Source organism: Streptomyces sp. NPDC040610, from assembly GCF_055594065.1.
Genome location: NZ_JBVIXA010000018.1, coordinates 36,470 through 57,505 on the forward strand (window position 1 = coordinate 36,470; position 21,036 = coordinate 57,505).

General features: G+C 73.1%; 22 protein-coding genes, 1 tRNA gene and 1 pseudogene. 9 read left to right on the top strand and 15 right to left on the bottom strand.

The genetic code is table 11. The annotated features are described in order from the left end of the window. Positions 1-20: 20 nt before the first annotated feature. The gene (locus ACZ6AA_RS37245; RefSeq protein WP_380843375.1) at positions 21-245 is read left to right on the top strand and encodes a hypothetical protein; all 225 of its coding nucleotides are present in this window, start codon (positions 21-23) and stop codon (positions 243-245) included. A 64-nt stretch (positions 246-309) separates the two neighbouring features. Here the strand turns inward: ACZ6AA_RS37245 and ACZ6AA_RS37250 are convergent, their stop codons facing one another. Together ACZ6AA_RS37250 and ACZ6AA_RS37255 are read right to left on the bottom strand one after the other, a co-directional pair. After that, entirely contained in the window at positions 310-1,203 is an 894-nt protein-coding gene (locus tag ACZ6AA_RS37250) for a hypothetical protein (RefSeq protein WP_468453661.1), read from the bottom strand. A 40-nt stretch (positions 1,204-1,243) separates the two neighbouring features. Next, the gene (locus ACZ6AA_RS37255) at positions 1,244-2,098 is read right to left on the bottom strand and encodes an MmyB family transcriptional regulator (protein ID WP_471462911.1); all 855 of its coding nucleotides are present in this window, start codon (positions 2,096-2,098) and stop codon (positions 1,244-1,246) included. Between the two features lie 310 nt (positions 2,099-2,408). Here ACZ6AA_RS37255 and ACZ6AA_RS37260 point away from each other — a divergent pair, with 310 nt between their 5' ends. Continuing rightward, complete coding sequence (locus ACZ6AA_RS37260; RefSeq protein ID WP_471462913.1) at positions 2,409-4,355, top strand: helix-turn-helix domain-containing protein; 1,947 nt, start codon at positions 2,409-2,411, stop codon at positions 4,353-4,355. A 408-nt stretch (positions 4,356-4,763) separates the two neighbouring features. Here the strand turns inward: ACZ6AA_RS37260 and ACZ6AA_RS37265 are convergent, their stop codons facing one another. From ACZ6AA_RS37265 to ACZ6AA_RS37280, 4 genes are all read right to left on the bottom strand, one after another. Next, the gene (locus ACZ6AA_RS37265; protein ID WP_380843381.1) at positions 4,764-5,639 is read right to left on the bottom strand and encodes an RNA polymerase sigma factor SigF; all 876 of its coding nucleotides are present in this window, start codon (positions 5,637-5,639) and stop codon (positions 4,764-4,766) included. 243 nt (positions 5,640-5,882) lie between these two features. Next, entirely contained in the window at positions 5,883-6,797 is a 915-nt protein-coding gene (locus ACZ6AA_RS37270) for an RNA polymerase sigma factor SigF (protein ID WP_468453655.1), read from the bottom strand. A gap of 212 nt (positions 6,798-7,009) precedes the next feature. Beyond that, positions 7,010-7,303 (bottom strand): Dabb family protein, encoded by a 294-nt coding sequence (locus tag ACZ6AA_RS37275; protein WP_468453653.1) that lies wholly within the window; start codon positions 7,301-7,303, stop codon positions 7,010-7,012. Positions 7,304-7,313: 10 nt separating this feature from the next. Then, entirely contained in the window at positions 7,314-7,493 is a 180-nt protein-coding gene (locus ACZ6AA_RS37280; RefSeq protein ID WP_030357901.1) for a hypothetical protein, read from the bottom strand. A gap of 530 nt (positions 7,494-8,023) precedes the next feature. On the opposite strand from ACZ6AA_RS37280, the gene ACZ6AA_RS37285 reads away from it, so the two are divergent. After that, the gene (locus tag ACZ6AA_RS37285; RefSeq protein WP_468453651.1) at positions 8,024-8,422 is read left to right on the top strand and encodes a hypothetical protein; all 399 of its coding nucleotides are present in this window, start codon (positions 8,024-8,026) and stop codon (positions 8,420-8,422) included. A gap of 37 nt (positions 8,423-8,459) precedes the next feature. Continuing rightward, complete coding sequence (locus ACZ6AA_RS37290) at positions 8,460-9,407, top strand: hypothetical protein (RefSeq protein ID WP_471462916.1); 948 nt, start codon at positions 8,460-8,462, stop codon at positions 9,405-9,407. A gap of 247 nt (positions 9,408-9,654) precedes the next feature. Here ACZ6AA_RS37290 and ACZ6AA_RS37295 read toward each other — a convergent pair. The 4 genes from ACZ6AA_RS37295 to ACZ6AA_RS37310 all read right to left on the bottom strand — a co-directional run bounded on the left by ACZ6AA_RS37295 (position 9,655) and on the right by ACZ6AA_RS37310 (position 11,251). Further along, positions 9,655-9,742, bottom strand: a tRNA-Ser gene (locus ACZ6AA_RS37295). 48 nt (positions 9,743-9,790) lie between these two features. Beyond that, entirely contained in the window at positions 9,791-10,252 is a 462-nt protein-coding gene (gene tadA, locus ACZ6AA_RS37300; protein WP_468454281.1) for a tRNA adenosine(34) deaminase TadA, read from the bottom strand. 54 nt (positions 10,253-10,306) lie between these two features. Continuing rightward, positions 10,307-10,861 (bottom strand): tRNA adenosine deaminase-associated protein, encoded by a 555-nt coding sequence (locus ACZ6AA_RS37305; protein WP_468453648.1) that lies wholly within the window; start codon positions 10,859-10,861, stop codon positions 10,307-10,309. A 192-nt stretch (positions 10,862-11,053) separates the two neighbouring features. Continuing rightward, entirely contained in the window at positions 11,054-11,251 is a 198-nt protein-coding gene (locus ACZ6AA_RS37310) for a hypothetical protein (RefSeq protein WP_030363602.1), read from the bottom strand. Positions 11,252-11,354: 103 nt separating this feature from the next. Here ACZ6AA_RS37310 and upp point away from each other — a divergent pair, with 103 nt between their 5' ends. Beyond that, entirely contained in the window at positions 11,355-11,990 is a 636-nt protein-coding gene (gene upp / locus ACZ6AA_RS37315; protein WP_030363603.1) for a uracil phosphoribosyltransferase, read from the top strand. Between the two features lie 51 nt (positions 11,991-12,041). On the opposite strand, the gene ACZ6AA_RS37320 is transcribed toward upp, so the two are convergent. Both ACZ6AA_RS37320 and ACZ6AA_RS37325 read right to left on the bottom strand, forming a co-directional pair. Further along, positions 12,042-12,701 carry a LytR C-terminal domain-containing protein gene (locus tag ACZ6AA_RS37320; protein WP_468453646.1) on the bottom strand — a complete coding sequence of 220 codons (660 nt, stop codon included), beginning with the start codon at positions 12,699-12,701 and terminating at the stop codon, positions 12,042-12,044. A gap of 99 nt (positions 12,702-12,800) precedes the next feature. After that, on the bottom strand, positions 12,801-13,097 hold the full coding sequence (locus ACZ6AA_RS37325; protein WP_003955420.1) for a type II toxin-antitoxin system VapB family antitoxin: 297 nt from the start codon (positions 13,095-13,097) through the stop codon (positions 12,801-12,803). A gap of 120 nt (positions 13,098-13,217) precedes the next feature. Here ACZ6AA_RS37325 and ACZ6AA_RS37330 point away from each other — a divergent pair, with 120 nt between their 5' ends. Next, entirely contained in the window at positions 13,218-14,903 is a 1,686-nt protein-coding gene (locus ACZ6AA_RS37330; RefSeq protein WP_471462918.1) for a helicase HerA-like domain-containing protein, read from the top strand. A gap of 61 nt (positions 14,904-14,964) precedes the next feature. Here the strand turns inward: ACZ6AA_RS37330 and ACZ6AA_RS37335 are convergent, their stop codons facing one another. Next, positions 14,965-15,549, bottom strand: a complete 585-nt coding sequence (locus ACZ6AA_RS37335; protein ID WP_468453644.1) for an HhH-GPD-type base excision DNA repair protein — start codon at positions 15,547-15,549, stop codon at positions 14,965-14,967. A gap of 294 nt (positions 15,550-15,843) precedes the next feature. On the opposite strand from ACZ6AA_RS37335, the gene ACZ6AA_RS37340 reads away from it, so the two are divergent. Together ACZ6AA_RS37340 and ACZ6AA_RS37345 are read left to right on the top strand one after the other, a co-directional pair. Continuing rightward, complete coding sequence (locus ACZ6AA_RS37340; RefSeq protein ID WP_471462920.1) at positions 15,844-17,445, top strand: ABC-F family ATP-binding cassette domain-containing protein; 1,602 nt, start codon at positions 15,844-15,846, stop codon at positions 17,443-17,445. Positions 17,446-17,513: 68 nt separating this feature from the next. Continuing rightward, positions 17,514-18,083 carry a GNAT family N-acetyltransferase gene (locus ACZ6AA_RS37345; protein ID WP_471462922.1) on the top strand — a complete coding sequence of 190 codons (570 nt, stop codon included), beginning with the start codon at positions 17,514-17,516 and terminating at the stop codon, positions 18,081-18,083. Here ACZ6AA_RS37345 and ACZ6AA_RS37350 read toward each other — a convergent pair. After that, positions 18,029-19,051, bottom strand: coding sequence for a LysR family transcriptional regulator (locus tag ACZ6AA_RS37350; protein ID WP_471462924.1), 1,023 nt, complete (start codon positions 19,049-19,051; stop codon positions 18,029-18,031). The genes ACZ6AA_RS37345 and ACZ6AA_RS37350 overlap by 55 nt on opposite strands. 94 nt (positions 19,052-19,145) lie before the next feature. Here ACZ6AA_RS37350 and ACZ6AA_RS37355 point away from each other — a divergent pair, with 94 nt between their 5' ends. Continuing rightward, on the top strand, positions 19,146-20,201 hold the full coding sequence (locus ACZ6AA_RS37355) for a DMT family transporter (protein ID WP_471462926.1): 1,056 nt from the start codon (positions 19,146-19,148) through the stop codon (positions 20,199-20,201). Here the strand turns inward: ACZ6AA_RS37355 and ACZ6AA_RS37360 are convergent. Then, a pseudogene (locus ACZ6AA_RS37360) lies at positions 20,138-20,866 on the bottom strand (sensor domain-containing protein); the annotation flags it as partial. The gene ACZ6AA_RS37355 and the pseudogene ACZ6AA_RS37360 overlap by 64 nt on opposite strands. Between the last annotated feature and the right edge of the window lie 170 nt (positions 20,867-21,036).

The following is a 21,036-nucleotide window of genomic DNA, read 5'->3' on the forward strand; positions in this document are numbered from 1 at the left end:
ATTCGCTAGGGTCCTGCCCCATGGCACACAACCCCCATGCACCGCAGGGCGCCCCGGGCCCCGAGGGCCAGCACGACCCGGCGGGCTCCACTCAGATGTTCCGCGCCTTCGTCGACGAGCCGCCCCAGGGCGGCCGCGCGCAGCGGCAGGCGGCGGCCCCGGCGGGCCCGCGCATCGGCCTCATCGTGGGCGTGGTCGCGGCGATCGTGATCGTGGCCGCGGTGGCCTGGCTGGCGCTGAAGTAACGCTCCGGCGCGCGCCCGCACGTGGGTGCGCGCCCGGAAGACGCGTCCGAGGCCCCCTCGGGGGCTACTTCCACTCCACGTCGACGTCACGCGTCTCGACGCGCATGCCGAGCGGAACGCGCCACCAGTCGACACAAACAGGCCAAGTCTTCTTCACGGTTCTCCCGGCCCTGAGGGGCGCCGGGAGCTTCCGCGTGGACTCGACGGTCCCCCAGTCCACGCCGAGGGCGCCGATGATGTGCGTACCGAGCGTCACCCTGCCCGAACGCACGGCGGAACCCCCGGTGTTGCGGAAGCTGACCGTCACGTCCTCGCACCACCGCTTCTCCCCGGCCGCACGCCGGGGCTCGCCGACTTTGAGGACGGCGGGGGCGGGGGGTTTCGGCTTGGGGTCCGGGTCCGGCCTCGGGTTCGGTCTGGGCTTCGGGGGAGTGCTGGGGGCGGGGGAGCCGCCGCTCGGGGAGCCTGGGCGGGCGCCGTCGCCTTCGCCGCTGTCTCCGCTCCCACCGTTGCCCGCGCCCTGGCCGCTCGGCGCGTCAGCGGAGCCGGAACTCGCGCTGCCGCCCGGCGACTTGCCCGCAGGGGAACCGGCGCCGGGCGAACCCTCACCGGAGGACGGGCTGTCACCGCCCTGGCCGCGACCGCCACCACCGCCACGGCCACCACTGTCCCGGCCGCCGCCACCTGTGCCGCCCCCGTCGCCCGCCCCGGACCCCCTCCCCGGCGGCCCTCCAGAAGCCTCCCCGTCCAACGGCACGAACTCCACGTCCCCGCTGGGCCCCACGCCCTTCCCGGCCCCCTTCTCGGGCCCGCCCCCGGCCGCACCGGTGGCCACATAGCCGTCCCGCCCGTCACCGCCACACGCGGCGACCAGCCCGCCAAGCCCCAGCACGACCGCCGAGGCGCCCGCTATCGCGCCCCGGCGGCCACGTCCGCCACTCCACGCACCACGAAGCATCGCGCCAGTGTGGCTGACGCCCCGTCAATTAGGAACCCTGTCAACAGGAATGGGCCGCGTCCGCGCGGTCGAAGCACACGACGATGAGGCGGGCGTGCGGGGCGCTGCTCGGGTGCGCGGAGGCCATCACCGCGTGGCCCTGGCCGAAGTCGGGGTGGTAGAGCGGCCGCTGATCCCCGTCGGGGTACGCGTAGTCGATGACGCCGGCCTCGTAGATGCGCCGGGTCGTCGGATCCTCGCGTACCCGGTCCATCAGCTGTGAGAGCTTCTCGTTGTACGGGTTCTCCAGCGAGACCGAGTGCAGTTGGGCGAGCACCGGGGGAGCCCAGCTCTTCTCCCAGTCGACCAGTATTTTCTCGCGCGCCATCCTGGAGAAGAGCATCCAGTCCATCATGTTCTGCGGAACTCCCCCGTCATCGGTGTAGCCGAGTGCGGAGAAAAGGTGGGTGAAAGGCTCGTTCCAGGCGACGAGGTCCCATTGCACATTGGTGACGTAGGCGATTTCCCGCTGGCCTTCCACCACGCGCTGCCACACCGCTTGTGAAGGGACCACCACACTGGTCTCGGGTCTGAGCGGGCGCGGCGGTTGTGTGCCGAGGGCCAGGATGTGCAGCTGCCGGTACTTGTCCTCGTCGAGGTGGAAGAGTTCGGCGATGTCCACGATGTGCCGGGTGTGAATGCGGCGGCCCTGAGCCTGCAGACGCCCCTTTTCCAGGGCCTGATAGGTGCCGCGCCCCCAATTCAGGGCGGTGTTGACCTGTTCCTGGGTCACCCCGCGCACCCGGGGGCCGGGGCGGGAGGACGGGCGCTCCCGCAGGCCGAGGGCGGACGGGCGCGTTCGCTCGCGCAGCGAGACAAGCCAAGTGGTCAGGGCCGTCCTGTCGCTGTCCGCCATGCCGTTTCCCCTCTTCCCCCTTCTTCCCCCGCCCCCGTGGTCCGCGGGAGCGCGGTGCGTGTGCGTCGCACCCACCCGCTCACCCGGCTGCCGCGCCAGAAATTCTAAGCGGCGGAGTCTCACTGGTCGCAGTCAGGGGTCTACGTATGGTCACCTTGTCCTTGCGGCGGCTCGCAGCAAGGACCGCCGCGGAAACACCCAGCAGAAATCTGTACCTATTCGGCAGCCCGTTGATCCCGGCCTCGCATTCCTAGTTGCATGGGGCACCAGAACGGCCCCCGGAGACACGAGCCCGCAACGAGGAGCATCCATGCCGACCCTTGGCTCGTTTCCCACGCGCAGGCCCGAACTTGAACTCGCGTTCGCCTGGCCGCGCGATGCCGTACCGCATCACGCGAAGCCGCTCACGGGACTGACCACGATTTCCCTGAGCGCGCTGCTGGAGAACGGACCCCCGGACGCCCTTCCGGCAGGTGCCCTGATCCTGCTGTCCGGGTCCGGGTCCGGGTCCGAGTCCGGGAACAGGAACGTGTCTGCCCCGATCCGCAGCCGCCTCACGGCCGCCGTCGAAGAACTGCTGCGGCGCATGGCCCTCGACGAGTGCGCCGGCCTCGTCGTCTCCGCGGCACCCGGCGAGCATCCGCCCTTCCCCCAGTCGATCCGCGACCTGTCCGACCGGACCGGCATGCCGCTGCTGGTCACCACTGCCCCACGGGAGCGCTGGGCGGGAGTGCATGCCGCGATCCAGAGACAGCGGCTCGTGGCGGCCGAGCGGCGTGCCGCGCAGCTCGATGCCCTGGTCTCCCAGGTGCCCGCCCAGGTCGCGGACCCGAAGGCCGCACAGCGCGTCGCGGACTGCCTCGCCGAGGCACTGGGCGCCCAGGTCCTCGTCAGCGGGCCGGAGCGCGTCCTCGCCACCTCGCCTCCCACAGCCGCCGAGCACCTGGTGCAGGCGTTCGTCCGGCAGTCGGCCGGGGAGGCGTTCCCCGGCACCGGATCCGCGTCCCACCACACCCAGCTGATCTCCCTGGCCCCGGGAGCCGGAGCCGACACCTTCCTCCTCGTCGCCCGCCGCACCCCGTTCGACGAGGCCGACCTGCGCTTGCTGCGGCACGCCGCCAAGCTCCTCGGCCTCGTCGTCCAGGCGCGCCGCGAGTACGGCGCGGCGGCCGAGTCGGCGCGGGCCGCACGCGGCGCCGCGGCCGAGCTGCTCCTGGACGGCGAGGTCGACAAGGCGCGACGCGTGCTGGCGGGCCTCGCGCCCGGCCTCCTCGACCCCGGCACCGCGAGGCTCTTCGTCATCGGGACCGAACCCGCGCGCCGGGACGTCGTCGTACGGCACTGTGAAACCGCCGTGTCCGGCCGTGCCTTGGCCGTGGCCGACCCGCGCGACGACCGCCGGGTCCTGGTCGTCGAACCGATCCGCCCCGGCGAGCCCGACGAACCGGTCGCCGCCGCGCTCACCCGACTGGTCGCCGCCCCGGGCCCGGCCTCCTCGCTGGGCGGCAGCGGGGCCTACTCCCTGTCGCTGCTCGCCGACGCCCTGCGCGAGGCGAGCACCGCGCAGCGCTTCGCGCTCTCCCGGGCGGACCGCGTCGCCGTGTCGGCACGCGAGACGGACCTGGCCGGTCTGCTCTGCCCGTACGACGCACAGCGCTGGGCGCGGGGACTGCTGCGCGCGCTCATGTCCGACCACCAGTGGGACCAGTTCCGCGAGACCCTGCCCACCGCGCTCGCCCACCCCTACACGGTGGCCGCCCGACGCCTGGAGCTGCACCGCAACACCGTCACGCGCCGCGTGGCGCGGGCCGCGGACCTGCTCGGCATGGACTTCACCTCGATCGGCGACCGAGTCGCCGTCGGCCTGGCGCTCGAACTCGTCACCCGGCGCGAACACAGGGACCCGCCCGTCCGCCAACACGACGGCGAGGAGCCGACCTTGCCCGCCCTCCTCGGTGGCCCCCACATCCACGCCTGGGCCGAGACCTTGCTGAGCCCGGCCCGCGCGGACCGCCGGGACCTGCTCACCACGGCCACGGCCTGGCTCACCCTCGACGCCCACCTCGAAGCGACGGCGCGCGACCTGGGCCTGGCGGAGGCCACGGTCCGCTCCCACCTCCGGGCCCTGGAGGCCCACTTGGGCCGGGACCTCTCCTCCCTCAGCGGCATACGCGACCTGCACATCGCCCTGTACGTCCTGACGGGCGCGCCCGCACTCACCAGCGGCGACCGCGACGTGCTGTGCGCGGCCGCGTGAGGTGGACACCCGGACGGGGGCATGCGGGTGCAGCCCCGCCGGGCCGATGCTCCCGGGTGGTGCGCGGCAGGGTCGAGGCCACGTCGCGAGGTGCACAACCCGCAGGTCGTACAGGCCGGTTGGTGCACGTACGCCATGGGCGCCCCGGCACCGTGTGCCTAGCGTTGCCTGGCGGAACGACTCCTCGGCCCGCGGGACGAGAACCGCCCGACTCCCGGACCGCACGGACCTCTTCTCCGTCCGCTCCGGTGCCGGACGCAGCCAGGCCCGGCGACGAAGCCCTGTCGGGTGGTGCTGCCGCGCCACCCGACGCGGGCACGGGCCGCGGGCTGCTCAGTGGGGGGCGTCGTCTGCCCCGGACGGCGCCCCCACCTGCCTTGCCCGGCGATCCGGCCGGAGCGGAACCTCTCAGTCCGCGATGAGCCCTTCCCGCAGCTGTGCCAGCGTCCGCGTCAGCAGGCGGGAGACGTGCATCTGCGAGATGCCGACCTCCTCGCCGATCTGGGACTGCGTCATGTTCGCGAAGAAGCGGAGCATGATGATGCGGCGTTCGCGCGGGGGGAGTTTGGCGAGGAGGGGCTTGAGGGACTCGCGGTACTCGACGCCCTCCAGGGCGGTGTCCTCGTAGCCGAGGCGGTCCGCGAGGGAGCCCTCGCCGCCGTCGTCCTCGGGGGCGGGGGAGTCGAGGGAGGAGGCGGTGTACGCGTTGCCGACGGCGAGGCCGTCGACCACGTCCTCCTCGGACACGCCGAGCACGGCGGCCAGTTCGGGCACCGTGGGGGAGCGGTCGAGGCGCTGGGCGAGCTCGTCGCTGGCCTTCGTCAGGGCCAGGCGCAGCTCCTGGAGCCGGCGCGGGACGCGCACGGACCAGCTGGTGTCCCGGAAGAAGCGCTTGATCTCGCCGACGACGGTCGGCATCGCGAACGTCGGGAACTCCACGCCGCGTTCGCAGTCGAACCGGTCGATCGCCTTGATGAGGCCGATGGTGCCGACCTGGACGATGTCCTCCATCGGTTCGTTGCGGCTGCGGAAGCGTGCCGCGGCGTACCGCACCAGGGGGAGGTTGAGCTCGATCAGGGTGTCTCTGACGTAGGCACGCTCGGGGCTGTCCTGGTCGAGTGCGGCGAGCCGCAGGAAGAGGGAGCGGGACAGGGTGCGGGTGTCGATGGCTCCCGGGGCCGGGGATACGGCCTCGGAACCCTTGAGCGCGTCGGGCGCTGATTCGCTCGCACTGTCTTCAAGCGTGAGCGTGAGCACCTTCGAGCTGCCCTGGTCTGCGGACATGCCACCCCCTTGAGGTCGCGGACGGTCGCGGCCGGCGCCCCGTCGAAGGAACGCAGCCTCCACCTGAATACCGGCGGCGGGGCCCCGGCAAACGCGGTTCCAGCAGAATGTCACATGTCGGCAACACGCTGTAGTGACTTGTCGACAAGTGAGGGTGACGTCCGTGCAGGAAAGAGGGGGTCTCAGACTTTTTCGGCCGCGACTCCGTCGGTAACGGCCGAAAGGCGGTTCCACCCGATACGGTTACGCCTCGATCCGATTTGCGGACCGAAGCCGCGCGAAGCTTCTGGCCAACAGTCGCGACACATGCATCTGGGAAACGCCCAATTCGGCGCTGATCTGGGACTGCGTCAGATTGCTGTAGTAGCGAAGCAGCAGGATCCGCTGTTCCCGCTCGGGCAGTTGGACGAGCAGATGCCGGACCAGGTCGCGGTGCTCGACGCCGTCCAGGGCCGGGTCCTCGTACCCGAGCCGGTCGAGCAGCCCCGGCAGCCCGTCGCCCTCCTGCGCGGCCTCCAGGGACGTCGCGTGGTACGAACGCCCGGCCTCGATGCAGGAGAGCACCTCCTCCTCGGTGATCCGAAGCCGCTCGGCGATCTCGGCGGTCGTGGGCGAGCGCCCGAAGGACGTGGTCAGGTCCTCCGTCGCCCCGGTGACCTGCACCCACAGCTCGTGCAGCCGCCGCGGTACGTGGACGGTGCGCACGTTGTCGCGGAAGTACCGCTTGATCTCGCCGACGACCGTGGGCATGGCGAAGGTCGGGAACTGCACGCCCCGGTCGGGGTCGAAGCGGTCGATGGCGTTGATGAGGCCGATGGTGCCGACCTGGACGACGTCCTCCATCGGCTCGTTGCGGCTGCGGAAGCGGGCGGCGGCGTAGCGCACCAGGGGCAGGTTGGCCTCGATGAGCGCGCCGCGCACCCTGCCGTGCTCGACGGTGCCCGGCTCCAGCTCCTTGAGCTGGGCGAAGAGCACCTGGGTGAGGGCGCGGGTGTCGGCGCCCCTGCTGCTTTGCGCCTTCGCGGGCGGCGGCTCCGTGGCCTGCGCGGGCGGGGCCTCGGGCGCCCGGGCGTGTGGCGCCTCCGTGGCCCGGGCGGGCGGGGTCTCGGGCGCCTGTGCGGGTGGTGCTTCGGGCGCAGAACTGGCCGGCACGGTCAACGCCACCCCTTCTCCGGCGAGTCCGGCCGAGCTCGGTCAAGCCCGGTCGACCTCGGTCAACTCATCCGTCAAAAGCGGTCATAGCATCACAAGACATGTGCACTGTGTGCAAGCACCTGATAACTCCGTGTTGAGGGGCAAGTTGGGGCAGAAGACGCGAAACGGCCCCGCACCGTTCCCGGTGCGGGGCCGTGGAAAACGCGGCGGCGGCCTCAGAACTCGTAGTCGGCGATCACCCACGTGGCGAACTCGCGCCACAGTCCGACGCCCGCCTGGTGCGCCGGGTGCTCCAGGTACCGGGTGAGCGCATCGGTGTCGTCGACGGCCGAGTTGATGGCGTAGTCGTACGCGATGGGGCGCTCGGAGATGTTCCAGGCGCACTCCCAGAAGCGCAGCTCGGGGATGATCCCGCCGAGCTCCTCGAAGGCCTTGACACCGGCGGCGACGCGCGGGTCGTCGCGCTCGACGCCGTCGTTGAGCTTGAAGAGGACCAGATGGCGGATCACGGGCGCTCCCTCAGTCGTCCTTGCCGCCGTTGGCGACCCAGGTCATGAAGTCGCCGATGGCCTTGGCGGCGTTCGAAATGCCCTCGAACCCTACCTGGACGTAGTCCGCGGCCTTGGCCGGGTCGGTGATGATCACGTACAGGACGAACACCACGAGGACGAAAAGAATGATCTTTTTCGGGTCCTTCACGCTGTGGCCTCCCCTTGCCCGTTCATCCCCGAGCCCCCGTATGCCGTGTTCCGTGCCATGTTCCGTGCCGTGTTCCGCTTGTGCCGGGCGAGTCTAACGTGGCGCGAACTCACCAGGTTTTTAAGGACCAATGACCCGGCGGCAGAGGCCCTTCGCCTGGCCGTTCCCGGTTGCGGGCGGCGCAGGATGGTGGTGAGCCCGGCGGATCTGGCAGGAATCCACGGGCCAGGGACCGGTCTCCACTGCGGGGTCCGCGCCGTCCTCTTCCCCCGGTGGCGGCGTTGACTTGAGAGTTCGGTCCTCATCGGGGGGAGCGGCTTGTCCCCCCGATGCCGCTTCCCCCGTCCTATCGGAAGAAGGCCCCGGCGCCATGACGGCGCCGGGGTTTTTCCGTGTCTGTTCGGTGTTCTTCGGAGCCGCATCCCGTGTTCTTCGGCGCTTGTCCGGACCGACCCGGGAAATGACGAAGCACTCGTGATCAATACCCCCGGTCCGTATGCTTGTCCGTATTACGGGGGGTGATGCATCCCATGCAGATGGTCATTCACGTACGGCTGTCCGTGGCCACGGACGAACTGCCCAGGTTTCTCGTTCCCGCCGCCGAGCCGACGCTGCGCGCCCTTTTCGAACGGATGGGCGGAACGCTTCAGTCCTTGAGCCTGCACCCGCCCGACGGCGTCGAGCTGTATTTCACGCTGCCCGCCGAACCCCAGCCGACCGCCGACACCATCGACCGGACCATGCGCCTCCTGCGCACCGCCTTCGCCCTGCGCCCCGGCCCCCACCAGATCGTCCCCCCGACCCGCACGGGCACCACCGGCACCCGCCGCCTCCAGTTCGGCGGCACCCGCGGGCGCGGCCGGGTGTGCGCCGAGTGCGGCGGGGTCGACGAGCGGCACGAGCGGGGGTGCCCGCGTTCGCGGAGCTGAGGGGCGCGGGCGTGGTCCCGGTGCGTCGCGCCGGGCGGTGCGGCCGCCGCGGCGGCTCCCGCGCGACACCTGGCAGCCGCCCCTCCCGCTCGGGTACGCCGCCAGCATCCAGGGGCTCGGCGGCTTCGCGGCCCCGCTGCTCGCGGGGGCGAGCTTCACCATGGCCGCGCTGCTCCTGCCGACCCTCGCCGCGGACCAGCCCCGCTTCGCCCGTTGGCCGGACGCGGCGGTGTCCCTGTTCATCGCCTCCGGCCTCGCGCAGATCGGCGCCGTCCAGGCCGCCGTCTGGGCCCGCCGCTACGACACCCTGCCCGAGGAGTTGGCCCAGTGGTGGCCCGGCGAGGTGCGCGACGGGCGGCCGACCCGCTGGCTGCGCAACGTCCAGCGCGGCCACGCCACCCTCAGCCTGCGCTGGGCCGACCGCACCCGCGGCTTCTACCACGCCGGAATCGTCCTCCTCCTGAGCGGCACCCTCGTCGTCGGCGTACCCCCGGGCCGGGTGCCGGGCCCCCGCTGGACCCTCATCGGCACGGCCGCCCTCGGCCTCGCCGGAGAACTGGCCTGGCTGGTCCACGCGGCCTTCCTCGACCGCACCCGCCGCCGCGCGGCCCACGGCCATGTGGCGGCCGCGGTGGCGGGCCTCGTCGCGGGAGCGGCGCTGCTGCCGCCCTTCGGCGGGGCTGGGCGGGTGGTGGCGGGGGTGGTGCTGGGCGGGGCGGCGGTGGGGCATGCCGTGGTGGCGGCACGGGCGGCACGGGCGGTACGAGGCACGGGGGCAGCCGCGCCGCCGAGGGCGTGGTCGGCGACGGCCTTCGCCACGGGCACCGCCGTGCTCGCCGCCGCCGCGACCCTGCTCCTCACGACGGATTCGACGCCGGCCCGCGTGGCGGTGGCGACGAGCGCGGCGCTGGCCGCCGGGGCCCATCTGGCGCGGTTCGTCGCGCTGGTACTCGCGGAGCGGGCGGAGGACGAGGAGGAGCAGTGAGGGGGCGACGGGTCTGCTCCGGGCAAGGGAGGGCGGGGCGGCCCCTGCTGACGGCACGGTCGATTCCGTCCCGCCGACCGCGCGGCCCCGTGTGCCCGCAGCGGTGGCTGGGCCTTCAACTCGATCCGGTCCCCGCCCAGTTCGCCGGTCGCCGGGAGCGGGCGCCGGGAGTGCGGTGGGAGCAGGCAGTGGGGGCCGAACGCGAGACACCCCGCCGACCCAGTTTCCTGGGCCTACGGGGTGTCTATGGCGGTAGCGGAGGGATTTGAACCCTCGGTGACTTGCGCCACACTCGCTTTCGAGGCGAGCTCCTTCGGCCGCTCGGACACGCTACCGAGAGAGATCCTAGCCCAAGGTGGGCCGTGGACCGAAATCCGTTTGGACTACCCCTCGGCGGGCGGGCCGCCGCGGTCCCGGGAGCGGGCGAAGAAGTCGGTGAGCAGCCGCGCGCCCTCCTCGGCGAGCACCCCTTCGACGACTTCGGGCCGGTGGTTGAGGCGGCGGTCGCGCAGCAGGTCCCACAGGGAGCCCGCGGCACCGGCCTTGGCGTCGCGGGCGCCGTAGACGACGCGTTCCAGGCGGGACTGCTGGAGCGCGCCCGCGCACATCACGCACGGCTCCAGGGTGACGACGAGCGTGCACCCGGGCAGCCGCCAGCCGCCGAGCTTCGCGGCGGCCCGGCGCAGCGCGAGGATCTCGGCGTGCGCGGTGGGGTCGCCCCCGGCTTCGCGTTCGTTGTGGCCGGTGGCGAGCACCGTCTCGCCGTCCGCGGCGAGCACGACGGCGCCGACGGGCACGTCACCGCCCCGGACGGCCCGTTCGGCCTCGTCCAGGGCGATCCGCATGGGCGCCCGCCAGCGCTCTCGTACCGGATCTGGGAGTTGGGTCACACGGTGAACCTAACGGACGGTTTCGAGGACCTCCGCGGCTCCGAGGATGTCGGCGATCTCGTTGAGCGCGTCGCCGCTCTCCAGGCTCAGCAGGCCCTTCTCCGGCACGCCGAGGTCGCTGAGGATCTGTGTGTCCCCGAGCGGCCCGGAGGGCACGGCCTCGCCCGCGGCGTCCGGTCCTTCCGTGTCGTCGTCGGAGCTGTCGGACTCGCCGTCCTCGGTGCCGTCGAGGTTCAGCGCCTCCAGGGCGTCGGCCTCGTCGTCCGGGTCGCGGCCCAGCATCTCGTCGGTGAGCAGGATCTCGCCGTAGGCGCTGCGGGCGGCGGCCGCGGCGTCGGAGACGTAGATCCGCGGGTCCTCCTCGCCGTCCACACGGACGACGCCGAACCAGGCGTCTTCCTGTTCGATGAAGACGAGGACTGTGTCGTCGTCGGCGCCCGTGATGCCGGCGGCGGCCTCACGGGCCAGGTCGGTCAGATCCGACAGGGTCTCCACATCGTCGAGCTCCGTGTCGCTCGCTTCCCACCCGTCTTCGGTGCGCGCGAGCAGTGCGGCGAAGTACACCGTGACTCTCCCACTGTTCATAGGCGCCGGTTGGGGGTCCCCCCGGCGGACGTCGGCGGCGGGAGTGCTGTTCCAAGCCCCGCCCACTCGGAATCGTGGCAGAAACAACGGCTTCAGGAGAGGTCTTCGGACCGCTGTGTCCGCGTCGCGTTGCGAATCACATGCCGCTTTCGGGCCGCGGCCCCCCGGCGGCTACCAGCGGAACGTACGCATACGCATCGCCTGTCGCAGTCGGGCCGCCCGTGCGCGGCGTGGTGTCACCCGGGCCCGCAGCTCGCGGGCCTCGGTCAACTCGTGCAGGAACTGGGCACGGCGCCTGCGCCGCTCGGCTTCCGTCTCGCGTCGCCTGCGTCGCTCGGCGTCGCTCTCGCGCGCTTCCCGGTCGGGCATAGGCCACACCACCCCAGTTCGTACGTCCACCTTCCCCCCGTGGCCGGGGTTGATGCCAGCGCGGGGGGATCAGGGGGCCGCTTCGCCCGGTTACTGTTGAACAATGCGGATCCACGTCGTCGACCACCCGCTGGTGGCGCACAAACTCACCACGCTGCGCGACAAGCGCACCGACTCCCCGACCTTCCGGCGCCTGGCCGACGAGCTGGTCACCCTGCTCGCGTACGAGGCCACCCGGGACGTGCGCACCGAGCAGGTCGACATCGAGACCCCCGTGGTCGGGACGACCGGCGTCAAGCTGTCGTATCCGCGGCCGCTGGTCGTGCCGATCCTGCGCGCCGGGCTCGGCATGCTCGACGGCATGGTCCGCCTGCTCCCGACCGCCGAGGTCGGCTTCCTCGGGATGATCCGCAACGAGGAGACGCTGCAGGCGTCCACGTACGCGACCCGGATGCCGGAGGACCTCTCCGGCCGCCAGGTCTACGTCCTCGACCCGATGCTCGCCACCGGCGGCACGCTGGTCGCGGCGATCCAGGAGCTCATCAAGCGCGGCGCGGACGACGTGACCGCCGTGGTGCTTCTCGCCGCCCCGGAGGGCGTCGAGGTCATGGAGCGCGAGCTGGCGGGCACGCCGGTGACGGTCGTGACGGCGGCGGTGGACGAGCGCCTCAACGAGAACGGGTACATCGTGCCGGGTCTCGGCGACGCGGGGGACCGCATGTACGGGACGGCCGAGTAGCCGCCCGGGAACGAGTACGGGAACGGGAGCGCTGAGCGGCCCCTCGGGCGCTCAGCAGTTCTTGCCGTCCGACCGCTCGGCCTTCGCGGGCTTCGGCGCGGGCGCGGCGAGTGCGGCAAGCGCCTTGTCGGCGTCCGGCTTCTTCGCCAGGTCCTTGAACTTGCTGCCGAGGATCAGGTCGACCTCGCCGCCCTTGCGGGCGTCCGTCTGCTTGGCGGCGCCCTTGAGCTGGGTGGCGAGCACCGGCAGCGCGGTGTCGGCGGCGGACTTCGCGCCGAGCACTATCCCCGGGCCCTCGACCTTCTTGTCGAACGCCTTCGTCGCGTTGCCCACGTCGCCGATGGCGAAGCCGCGCTTCTTCAGCTCGGCGGCGGTCTCCTTGGCGAGGCCGCCGCGCGGGGTGGCGTTGAAGACGTTGACGGTGATCTGGCGGGGCGGGGGGAAAGCTTTCGGCTTGGTCTTGCGCGCCGCGTCCGCCGATGCCGGTCTCGTCGCGCAGTCCTTCGCCCCGCCCGCCGCCGACGCCTTGTCGTCGCCGGAGAACACGTCGATGAGCTGGAGGCCGCCCCAGCCGAGCAGCCCGGCCGCGGCGAGCGACGCGACGGCCGCGAGCACGATCCGGCGACGACCGCTCGGGCGGCGCATTCGCGGGTATTTGTCCCCCGTGATGCGGTACTTGCCGCCCATGCCGGGGGGAGTGAGCATGCTCATGGGCGCAGCGTAGTGCCGCGCGGCGGTGATTCCTACTAAATGATCATTGCCCGGCGCCAAGGCCAACCCGAAAGGGCCAACGTGGCGCGGGGCCCGGGCTCAGCCCAGTTCGAGAACGCGGGCGTGCAGCACCTGGCGCTGCTGGAGCGCGGCACGGACGGCGCGGTGCAGCCCGTCCTCCAGGTACAGGTCGCCCTGCCACTTCACGACGTGCGCGAAGAGGTCGCCGTAGAACGTGGAGTCCTCGGCGAGCAGCGTTTCCAGGTCCAGCTGGCCCTTGGTCGTCACGAGCTGATCGAGGCGGACCGGGCGCGGCGCGACGTCCGCCCACTGCCGGGTGCTTTCCCGGCCGTGGTCGGGGTACGGCCGGCCGTTTCCGATGCGCTTGAAGATCACACGGAAAGCCTACCGGTCAAGGCTCTCCGGGCGCAGCCATGGCGGCCGAGTGCGACCCTGGGAAATGACGCCGTAAACCGGGACAAACCCGGAACTCTCAAGCCGGGAGCAGGGGCCGAAGTGAGCGACAGCCAGCCGATGCCGTCCACACCCGATGGCGGAAACCCCCCGAACGAGTCCGTGTCCGACCCCGCGCTGACGCCGTCCGCACTGCCCCCGGAGGCCGCCGGGATCGCCGCCGGATACGCCTTCGAAGGACCCGCCCTCGACCTCGGCGCGCTGCTGTGGGACGGACAGTGCCTCCCCGGGGCGCAGGTGCGCATCCCGCTGCCGATGCTCAACCGGCACGGGCTCGTCGCGGGCGCCACCGGCACCGGCAAGACCAAGACCCTCCAGCTGATCGCCGAGCAGCTGTCCGCCCAGGGCGTGCCCGTCTTCCTCGCCGACATCAAGGGCGACGTCTCGGGGATCTCGGCGCCCGGCGAGGCCAACGACCGGGTCAGCGGGCGGGCCAGGGACGTGGGGCAGGAGTGGGTGCCGCGCGGGTGCCCGTGCGAGTTCTACGCCCTTGGCGGGATCGGCACCGGGATCCCCGTGCGGGCCACGATCACCAGCTTCGGCCCGGTCCTGCTCTCGAAGGTGCTCCAGCTGAACCAGACGCAGGAGCAGTCGCTCGGCCTGATCTTCCACTACGCCGACCAGAAGGGCCTCGAACTCGTCGACCTGAAGGACCTGCGCGCCGTCGTCGCCTTCCTCACCTCGGACGAGGGCAGGCCCGAGCTGAAGACGGTCGGTGGCCTGTCCACGGCGACCGCCGGGGTCATCCTGCGGGCGCTGACGGCGTTCGAGGCGCAGGGGATGGGGGACTTCTTCGGGGAGCCGGAGTTCGACACGCGTGAACTGCTGGGTGCGGGTGCGGGTGCGGGTGTTGGGGAAGGGGCGGGTGCCGGTGCCGGTGCCGGTGCCGGTGCCGGATCGGGTGGGGCGGGCCTCGTCTCCGTACTCGAACTGCCCTCCGTGCAGGACAAACCCGCACTCTTCTCGACCTTCCTGATGTGGCTCCTCGCCGACCTGTACCACGACCTGCCCGAGGTCGGGGATGTGGACAAGCCCAGGCTCGTCTTCTTCTTCGACGAGGCCCATCTGCTGTTCAGCGGCGCCTCCAAGGCGTTCCTGGAGTCCATCACGCAGACCGTGCGGCTGATCCGGTCCAAGGGCGTCGGCGTCTTCTTCGTGACCCAGACCCCGAAGGACGTGCCCGCCGACGTCCTCGCGCAGCTCGGCAACCGGGTGCAGCACGCGCTGCGCGCCTTCACACCCGAGGACGAGAAGGCCCTCAAGGCGACGGTCCGTACGTTCCCGAACTCCGCGTACGACCTGGCGGAGACGCTCACCGCCATCGGCACCGGCGAGGCCGTCGTCACCGTGCTCAGCGAGAAGGGCGCGCCCACGCCGGTCGCGGTCACCCGGCTGCGGGCGCCGCAGTCGCTGATGGGGCCGATCGCGGCGGCGGACCTGGAGCGGGCCGTCCGGGATTCGCCGCTGTACGGGCGGTACGCGGAGGCGGTGGACCGGGAGTCGGCGTACGAGCGGCTGAGCGGGCGGGAGGCCGAGCGGGCCGCCGCGCCCGCTCCGGCGGAGGCTCCGCGTCCGGCGAAGGCCAAGGCGAAGGAGAGCGGGGGCGGGTCCGTCGTCGAGCAGGTGATGGGCAGCGGGATGTTCAAGTCGCTGCTGCGGTCGATGGGGACGCAGATCGGGCGGGAGATCTCGCGGTCGGTCTTCGGCACGGCCAAGCGCCGGCGGTAGCCGCCGGGGGTGGTGGCCGCCGAGGGTGACCTCGGCCCGGGAGCGCCCTCGGCCGGGGCGGCTAGCCCTTCGCCGCCTTCGCCGCCGCCTTCATCTCCTGCTTGTGCGCGCGGACCTTCTGCAGCGACTCGGGTCCCGTGATGTCCGCGACGGACCGGAACGCCTTCGGCTCCCCGTACGCCCCCGCCGCCTCCTGCCAGCCCTTGGGCCGCACGCCCAGCTGCTTGCCGAGCAGGGCCAGGAAGATCTGGGCCTTCTGCTTGCCGAAGCCGGGCAGCTCGTTCAGGCGCCGCAGCAGCTCCTTGCCGTCGGCCGCGTCCCGCCAGACGGCCTCCGCGTCGCCTTCGTAGTGCTCCACCAGGTACTGGCACAGCTTCTGCACGCGCCCGGCCATCGCGCCCGGGTAGCGGTGCACGGCGGGCTTGGCGGAGAGCAGCTCGACGAAGGCGTCCGGGTCGTGGGCCGCGATGTCGTGGGCGTCGAGGTCGTCCGCCCCCATCCGCTGGGCGATCGTGTACGGACCCGCGAACGCCCACTCCATGGGCACCTGCTGGTCCAGGAGCATCCCTACGAGCGCGGCCAGCGGGCTGCGGCTCAGCAGCGCGTCGGCCTCTTCTTGCTGTGCGAGGTGCAGCGTGGCGTCCATGGGGCGATCATCTCGCGGGCGCGGGGGGTTCGCAGGGCGGGGCGCGGGGGTGTCGGAGTGGACCGGTGGAGGCACCTGGGGCGGGCGGCGCGGGAGTGGACCGGTGGAGGCACCTGGGGCGGGCGGCGCCGGAGGGGCCCTGCGGGAGCACCCGCGGCCGCGCCGGAAAAGCGGGTGCGGGCGCGGCGGGCTGCCGCCTAGCCTGGGAGGCATGTCTACGCCCCGCATCTCCTAGCCAGGACACACGCCTTCACGTCACCCGTGTGTCCTTTCGCTATTGCGGAGCGTTTCCCCATGCTTTCTGTACGTGACGTCGACCTGCGCGTCGGCGCCCGGACCCTGCTGTCCGGCATCTCCTTCCACGTGGGCCCCGGCGACCGCGTCGGCCTGGTCGGCCGTAACGGAGCGGGCAAGTCCACCCTCCTGAAGACCCTCGCCGGACCGGCCCCGAGCGCCACCGGCACGATCACCCGCACCGGCTCCCTCGGCCACCTCGCCCAGGACCCGGCCGCCGCCGACCCCGCGGCCACCGTCACCGACCGGATCCTGTCCGCGCGCGGCCTCGACGAGGCGGTGCGCGCGCTCAGGGCCGCCGAGGCCGCCCTGGCCCGCGGCGCCGACAGCGCCGACGGGCGGGCCGCGCTCGCCGCCTACGCCCGCGCCGACGACGCCTTCCAGGCCCGCGGCGGCTATGGGGCCGAGGCCGAGGCCGCCCGGGTCGCGGCCGGGCTCGGCCTGCCCGAGCGGGTCCTCGGGCAGGCCGTGGGCGAGCTGTCGGGCGGTCAGAAGCGCCGCGTCGAACTCGCCCGGATGCTGTTCGCGCGCCCCGACACCCTGCTGCTCGACGAGCCCACCAACCACCTCGACCGGGACTCGGTGGAGTGGCTCCGGGCGTTCCTGCGCGCGTACCCGGGCGGTGTCGTCCTGGTCAGCCACGACGTGACGCTGCTCGCCGACGTCGTCAACCGCGTCTTCCACCTCGACCCCGGCCGCGCCGCCCTCGACGTCCACAACACCACCTGGTCCGCCTACCTCGCCCAGCGCGCCGCCGACGAGCGCCGCCGCACCCGGGAGCGCGCCAACGCCGAGCGGAAGGCCACCGCCCTGCGCACCCAGGCCGACCGGATGCGCGCCCACGTCGCCACCGCGACCGCCGCGAAGAACATGGCGCGCCGCGCCGACCGGCTGCTCGCGGGCACCGAACCCGCGCGGCGCGGCGAGAAGGTCGCCCGCATCCGGCTCCCCGAACCCGCGCCCTGCGGCCGCATGCCCCTCGGCGCCGTCAGCCTGGAGAAGTCGTACGGGGCCCTGAAGGTGCTGCACGGCGTGGACCTCGCCGTGGACCGGGGCAGCCGCCTGGTCGTGCTCGGCTTCAACGGGGCCGGGAAGACGACGCTCCTGCGCCTCCTCGCCGGGCGCGAGACGCCGGACGCGGGCCGGGTCGTGCGCGGGCACGGGCTGCGGATCGGGTACTTCGGGCAGGAACACGACACCCTGGACGGGGAGTCGACCGTACGGGAGAACCTCGCGGCGGCCGCGCCCGGCCTGACCGACGGCGAGGTGCGGCGGGTGCTCGGGTCGTTCCTGTTCGGCGGCGACGACGCGGACAAGCCCGCCAAGGTGCTCTCCGGCGGCGAGAAGACCCGCCTCGCCCTGGCCGGACTCGTGCACTCCGGCGCCAACGTCCTGCTCCTGGACGAGCCCACCAACAACCTCGACCCCGCCTCCCGCGACGAGGTCCTCGCCGCCGTCGGCACGTACCCCGGAGCGATCGTGATGGTCACCCACGACGAGGGCGCGCTCGACGCCCTGCGCCCCGACCGGGTCCTCGTCCTGCCCGACGGGACCGAGGACCTGTGGAGCACGGAGTACCGGGAGTTGGTCGCCCTCGCGTGAGATCGGTCGGGGCGGCGCGGGCGGAAACCCGCGCGCGGGGCGCGTGGGCCGTGTGCTTGCATGCCCGGATGATCGACCGACGCAAGGGTGCCGTGGACCTTCTCGTACGACGACGGGTCCCCGCCGACCTCGACGCCTGCGTGCGCGTCCTCGCCGACGTGCACGACGGCGACGGCTACCCCACCAACTGGCCCGCCGACCCGGCCGGTTGGCTGACGCCGTCCGGGTCGTTCGGGGCGTGGGTGGCCGAGGCCGACGGGGACGTCGTGGGGCACATCGCGCTCTGCGGTCCCGGGGCGGACGACGTGGCGCCGGGGATGTGGAGCGCGCGGGACGGCTCGCCCGTCCGACGGACGGCCGTGGTCAGCCGGTTGTACGTGGGCCCGGGCGCGCGCGGGCGGGGGATCGGCGCGGTGCTCCTCGACCGGGTGGCGGGGGCCGCGCGGGAGCGGGGGCTGTGGCCGGTGCTCGACGTGGTGGCCACGGACGCGGGGGCGGTGGCGCTGTACGAGCGGGCGGGCTGGGAGCTGCTCGGGGTCGGTGAGCAGCGGTGGAGCGAGGAGCAGCGGGTGCGGGTGCGGTGCTACGCGGGGCCGGGGGCGGTGCCGGGTGCCGTGCCGAGGTCGGAGTCGGCGTAGGCGGCCCCACTCGCCTCGTCCGCCTCACCCGCCTCACCCGCCGTCTCCGCTCCACCCGCCTCGCCCGCCGCGTCCCGCAGCGCCCCCAGGAACGCCCGCAGCACCGGCCCTTGAGGAGCCGTCGCCCGTACCGCCGCCCAGATCGACCGCACCGGCTCCGGATCGGTGACCTCGCGCACGACCCACCCGGAGCGGCCTTTGTCCGTGCCCGGCGCCGTGACCAGGCCCATCTCCGGCACCAGGGCGACGCCGACCCCGGCAGCCACGAACCCCTGCGCGGTCGCGTAGTCCCCGCTCTCCACGACGAAGTCCGGTGTGAACCCGGCCGACCCGCACGCGTCGAGGACCGCGTCCAGGCAGGGGCCCGGCAACTCGCTGCCGACGAAGGGCTCTTCGGCGAGGTCGGCCAGGCGCAGCTCCGTGCGGGCGGCGAGGGGGTGGGCCGGGGGCAGCACGGCGCGGTAGCGGTCGTCCAGGAGGTGGACGAAGCGGATGCCGTCGACCGGGGGCGCGTCGTGGCGCCGGACCACGAGGGCCACGTCGGTGCGGCCCGCCTTCACCTCGGGCAGCGGGTCGTCCGGGTCGGTGAGGCGCAACTCGGCCCGTACGCCGGGGTGTTCGCGGCGCAGCCGGGCAAGGGCGGGAGCGGCGACGCGGGCGCCCGCGGTGGCGAAGTACCGTACCGAGATCCGGCCCGTGCGGCCGGTCCGCAGATCGGCGAGGGCCGTCTCCGCGCGGGCGACGTGGTGGCCGATGGCCGTCGCGCAGTCGGCGAGGAGCAGCCCGGCGTCCGTGGGCCGCACCCCGCGTCCGGTGCGCTCCAGGAGCGGGGTGCCCGCCTCCTTCTCCAGGGCCGCCATCTGCTGGCTGACCGCGGACGGGGTGTAGCCGAGGTTCCGGGCCGCCGCGGTGACCGAGCCGCTGGTGACGACCGCCCGCAGGATCTGCATGCGCCGCATGTCGAGCATGCGGCCAGCGTACGCCCTGAATGCAGCAGGGCTTAAGTCTGCCTTCGAATCTTTTCGCTTGTCTTACGAATGGGGCCGGGGCACCGTCGAGGACATGCGAATCGCCGTCCTCGCCCTGCTGTGGGGCTCGAGTTTCCTGTGGATCAAGCTGGCCCTGGAGGGCGGGCTCGCGCCGCTGCACGTGACGATCGTGCGCTGCGCGCTCGGCGCCGCCGTCCTCCTCGTCCTCGCCCGCTCGGCCCGCCGGCGGCTGCCGCGCGACCGGCGCGTCTGGGGCCATCTGCTGGTAGCGGCCCTGTTCTGCAACGCGCTGCCGTTCCTGTTCTTCAGCATCGGCGAGCAGACGGTCGACTCCGGTGTCGCGGGCGTCATGAACGCCACGACCCCGCTGTGGTCCCTCGGGCTCGGACTGCTTCTCGGTACGGAGCGTGGGCTCGGCCCGAAACGGCTCGCCGGGCTCCTTCTCGGCTTCGGCGGCACCCTGCTGATCTTCGCGCCCTGGCAGCAGTCGGGGCTCACCAGCCCGGGCGCCCTCGCGCTCCTCGCCGCCGCCGTCAGCTACGCCGTCGCCTTCGCGTACATGGCCCGCCACCTCATCGGCCGCGACACCCCGCCGCTCGCCCTGTCCGCCGCCCAACTCCTCGCCGCCACCGGCCTGACCACGCTCGGCCTGCCCGCGAGCCCGCACACGGAGTCGGCGCCGACCCTCACCGGCGTCCTCGCCGTCGTCGTCCTCGGCGTGTTCGGCACCGGCCTCACCTTCCACCTCAACTCCCGCCTCATCGCCGACGAGGGGCCGACCGCGGCGGCCACGGTCGGCTATCTGCTCCCGGTCGTCTCGGTCGGCCTGGGCGCGCTGGTCCTGGGGGAGGAGGTCGGCGTGCGGGTGCTCGCCGGGATGGGGGTGGTGCTGGTGGGGGTGGGGCTCACCCGGGTGGGGCTTGCCCGGGCGGGGCGTTCGCAGGCGGGGGTCACGCGGTCGGCGGTTACGCGGCCGGGCGGGCCCCGGCCCGAGGCTCACCTGCCGAGCAGCGACCGCACCGCGGCCCGGTCCACGCCGGTGAGCGCGCGCAGGACCAGCGGGGTGAGCAGCACCAGCAGCCAGCCGAAGGCGCCGACTCCGGCGACCTGCCAGGGCGACTCGATGTAGTACGCGTGGTGCTCGCCGCCGGACGTGTAGTCGAAGAGGCGGTACCCCGGCCAGTCGGTGTAGCGCGCGAACACCCAGGAGTACGCCGGGAACAGCGCGACGACCCAGCCGGTCACCCACAGCGTCAGCGCCACCACGAAGCTCGTCACCCGCCACGGGAACATGACGACCTGGAACACCAGGGCCTTCCACCCGGCCGCGTCCCCGATCCGGGCCCGCACCCCCGCCCAGGCCCCGCCGTCGCCCGCCCGCACGGCGGCGGGCTCCGCCACCTCGACCCCGAGCTGCTCCCGCGCCCGCCGCCGCTCGACCCGGCCGAGCCCGCGCGCCCCGGCCAGCATCACCGCGAACACGGGCAGTCCGAGCAGCGTGACGGCGAGCCCCGCGCCCAGCGAGAACAGCGTGACGGCGAAGACGAACCCGGCGACGGCGATCGGCAGAGAGACGAGCGCGTACCCGAACTCGCGGAAGGTGACGGCGGCGAAGGGGGCGCGCCAGAAGGTGGGGCGCGGGGAGGCGGCGGGGCGCGGGGAGGGGACGCGCTCCCGGACCGGGGCCGGGGCCACGGAGTGAGCCGGAACGGGGGCGTAGGGGGGCGTGTCGATGGACATCAGAGGGCCTCGTATTCGTCTGTTCGCCCGGCAGGGGACGTACCGTGCTGACATGCCCACTCTGCTGCGGGCGCGGCTGCCGGGGCATAGGGGGAGGCGGTGTCCGGGGGTGTACCCAGCCCCCCTCTTCGCCCGGCCCCGCGGGCCGCGGGCGCCCCGGACCGCCGCGGCCGGAAATCGTTGAAGCGCACGCCAACGCCGACGGTCTCCCTCCGGACACCTCT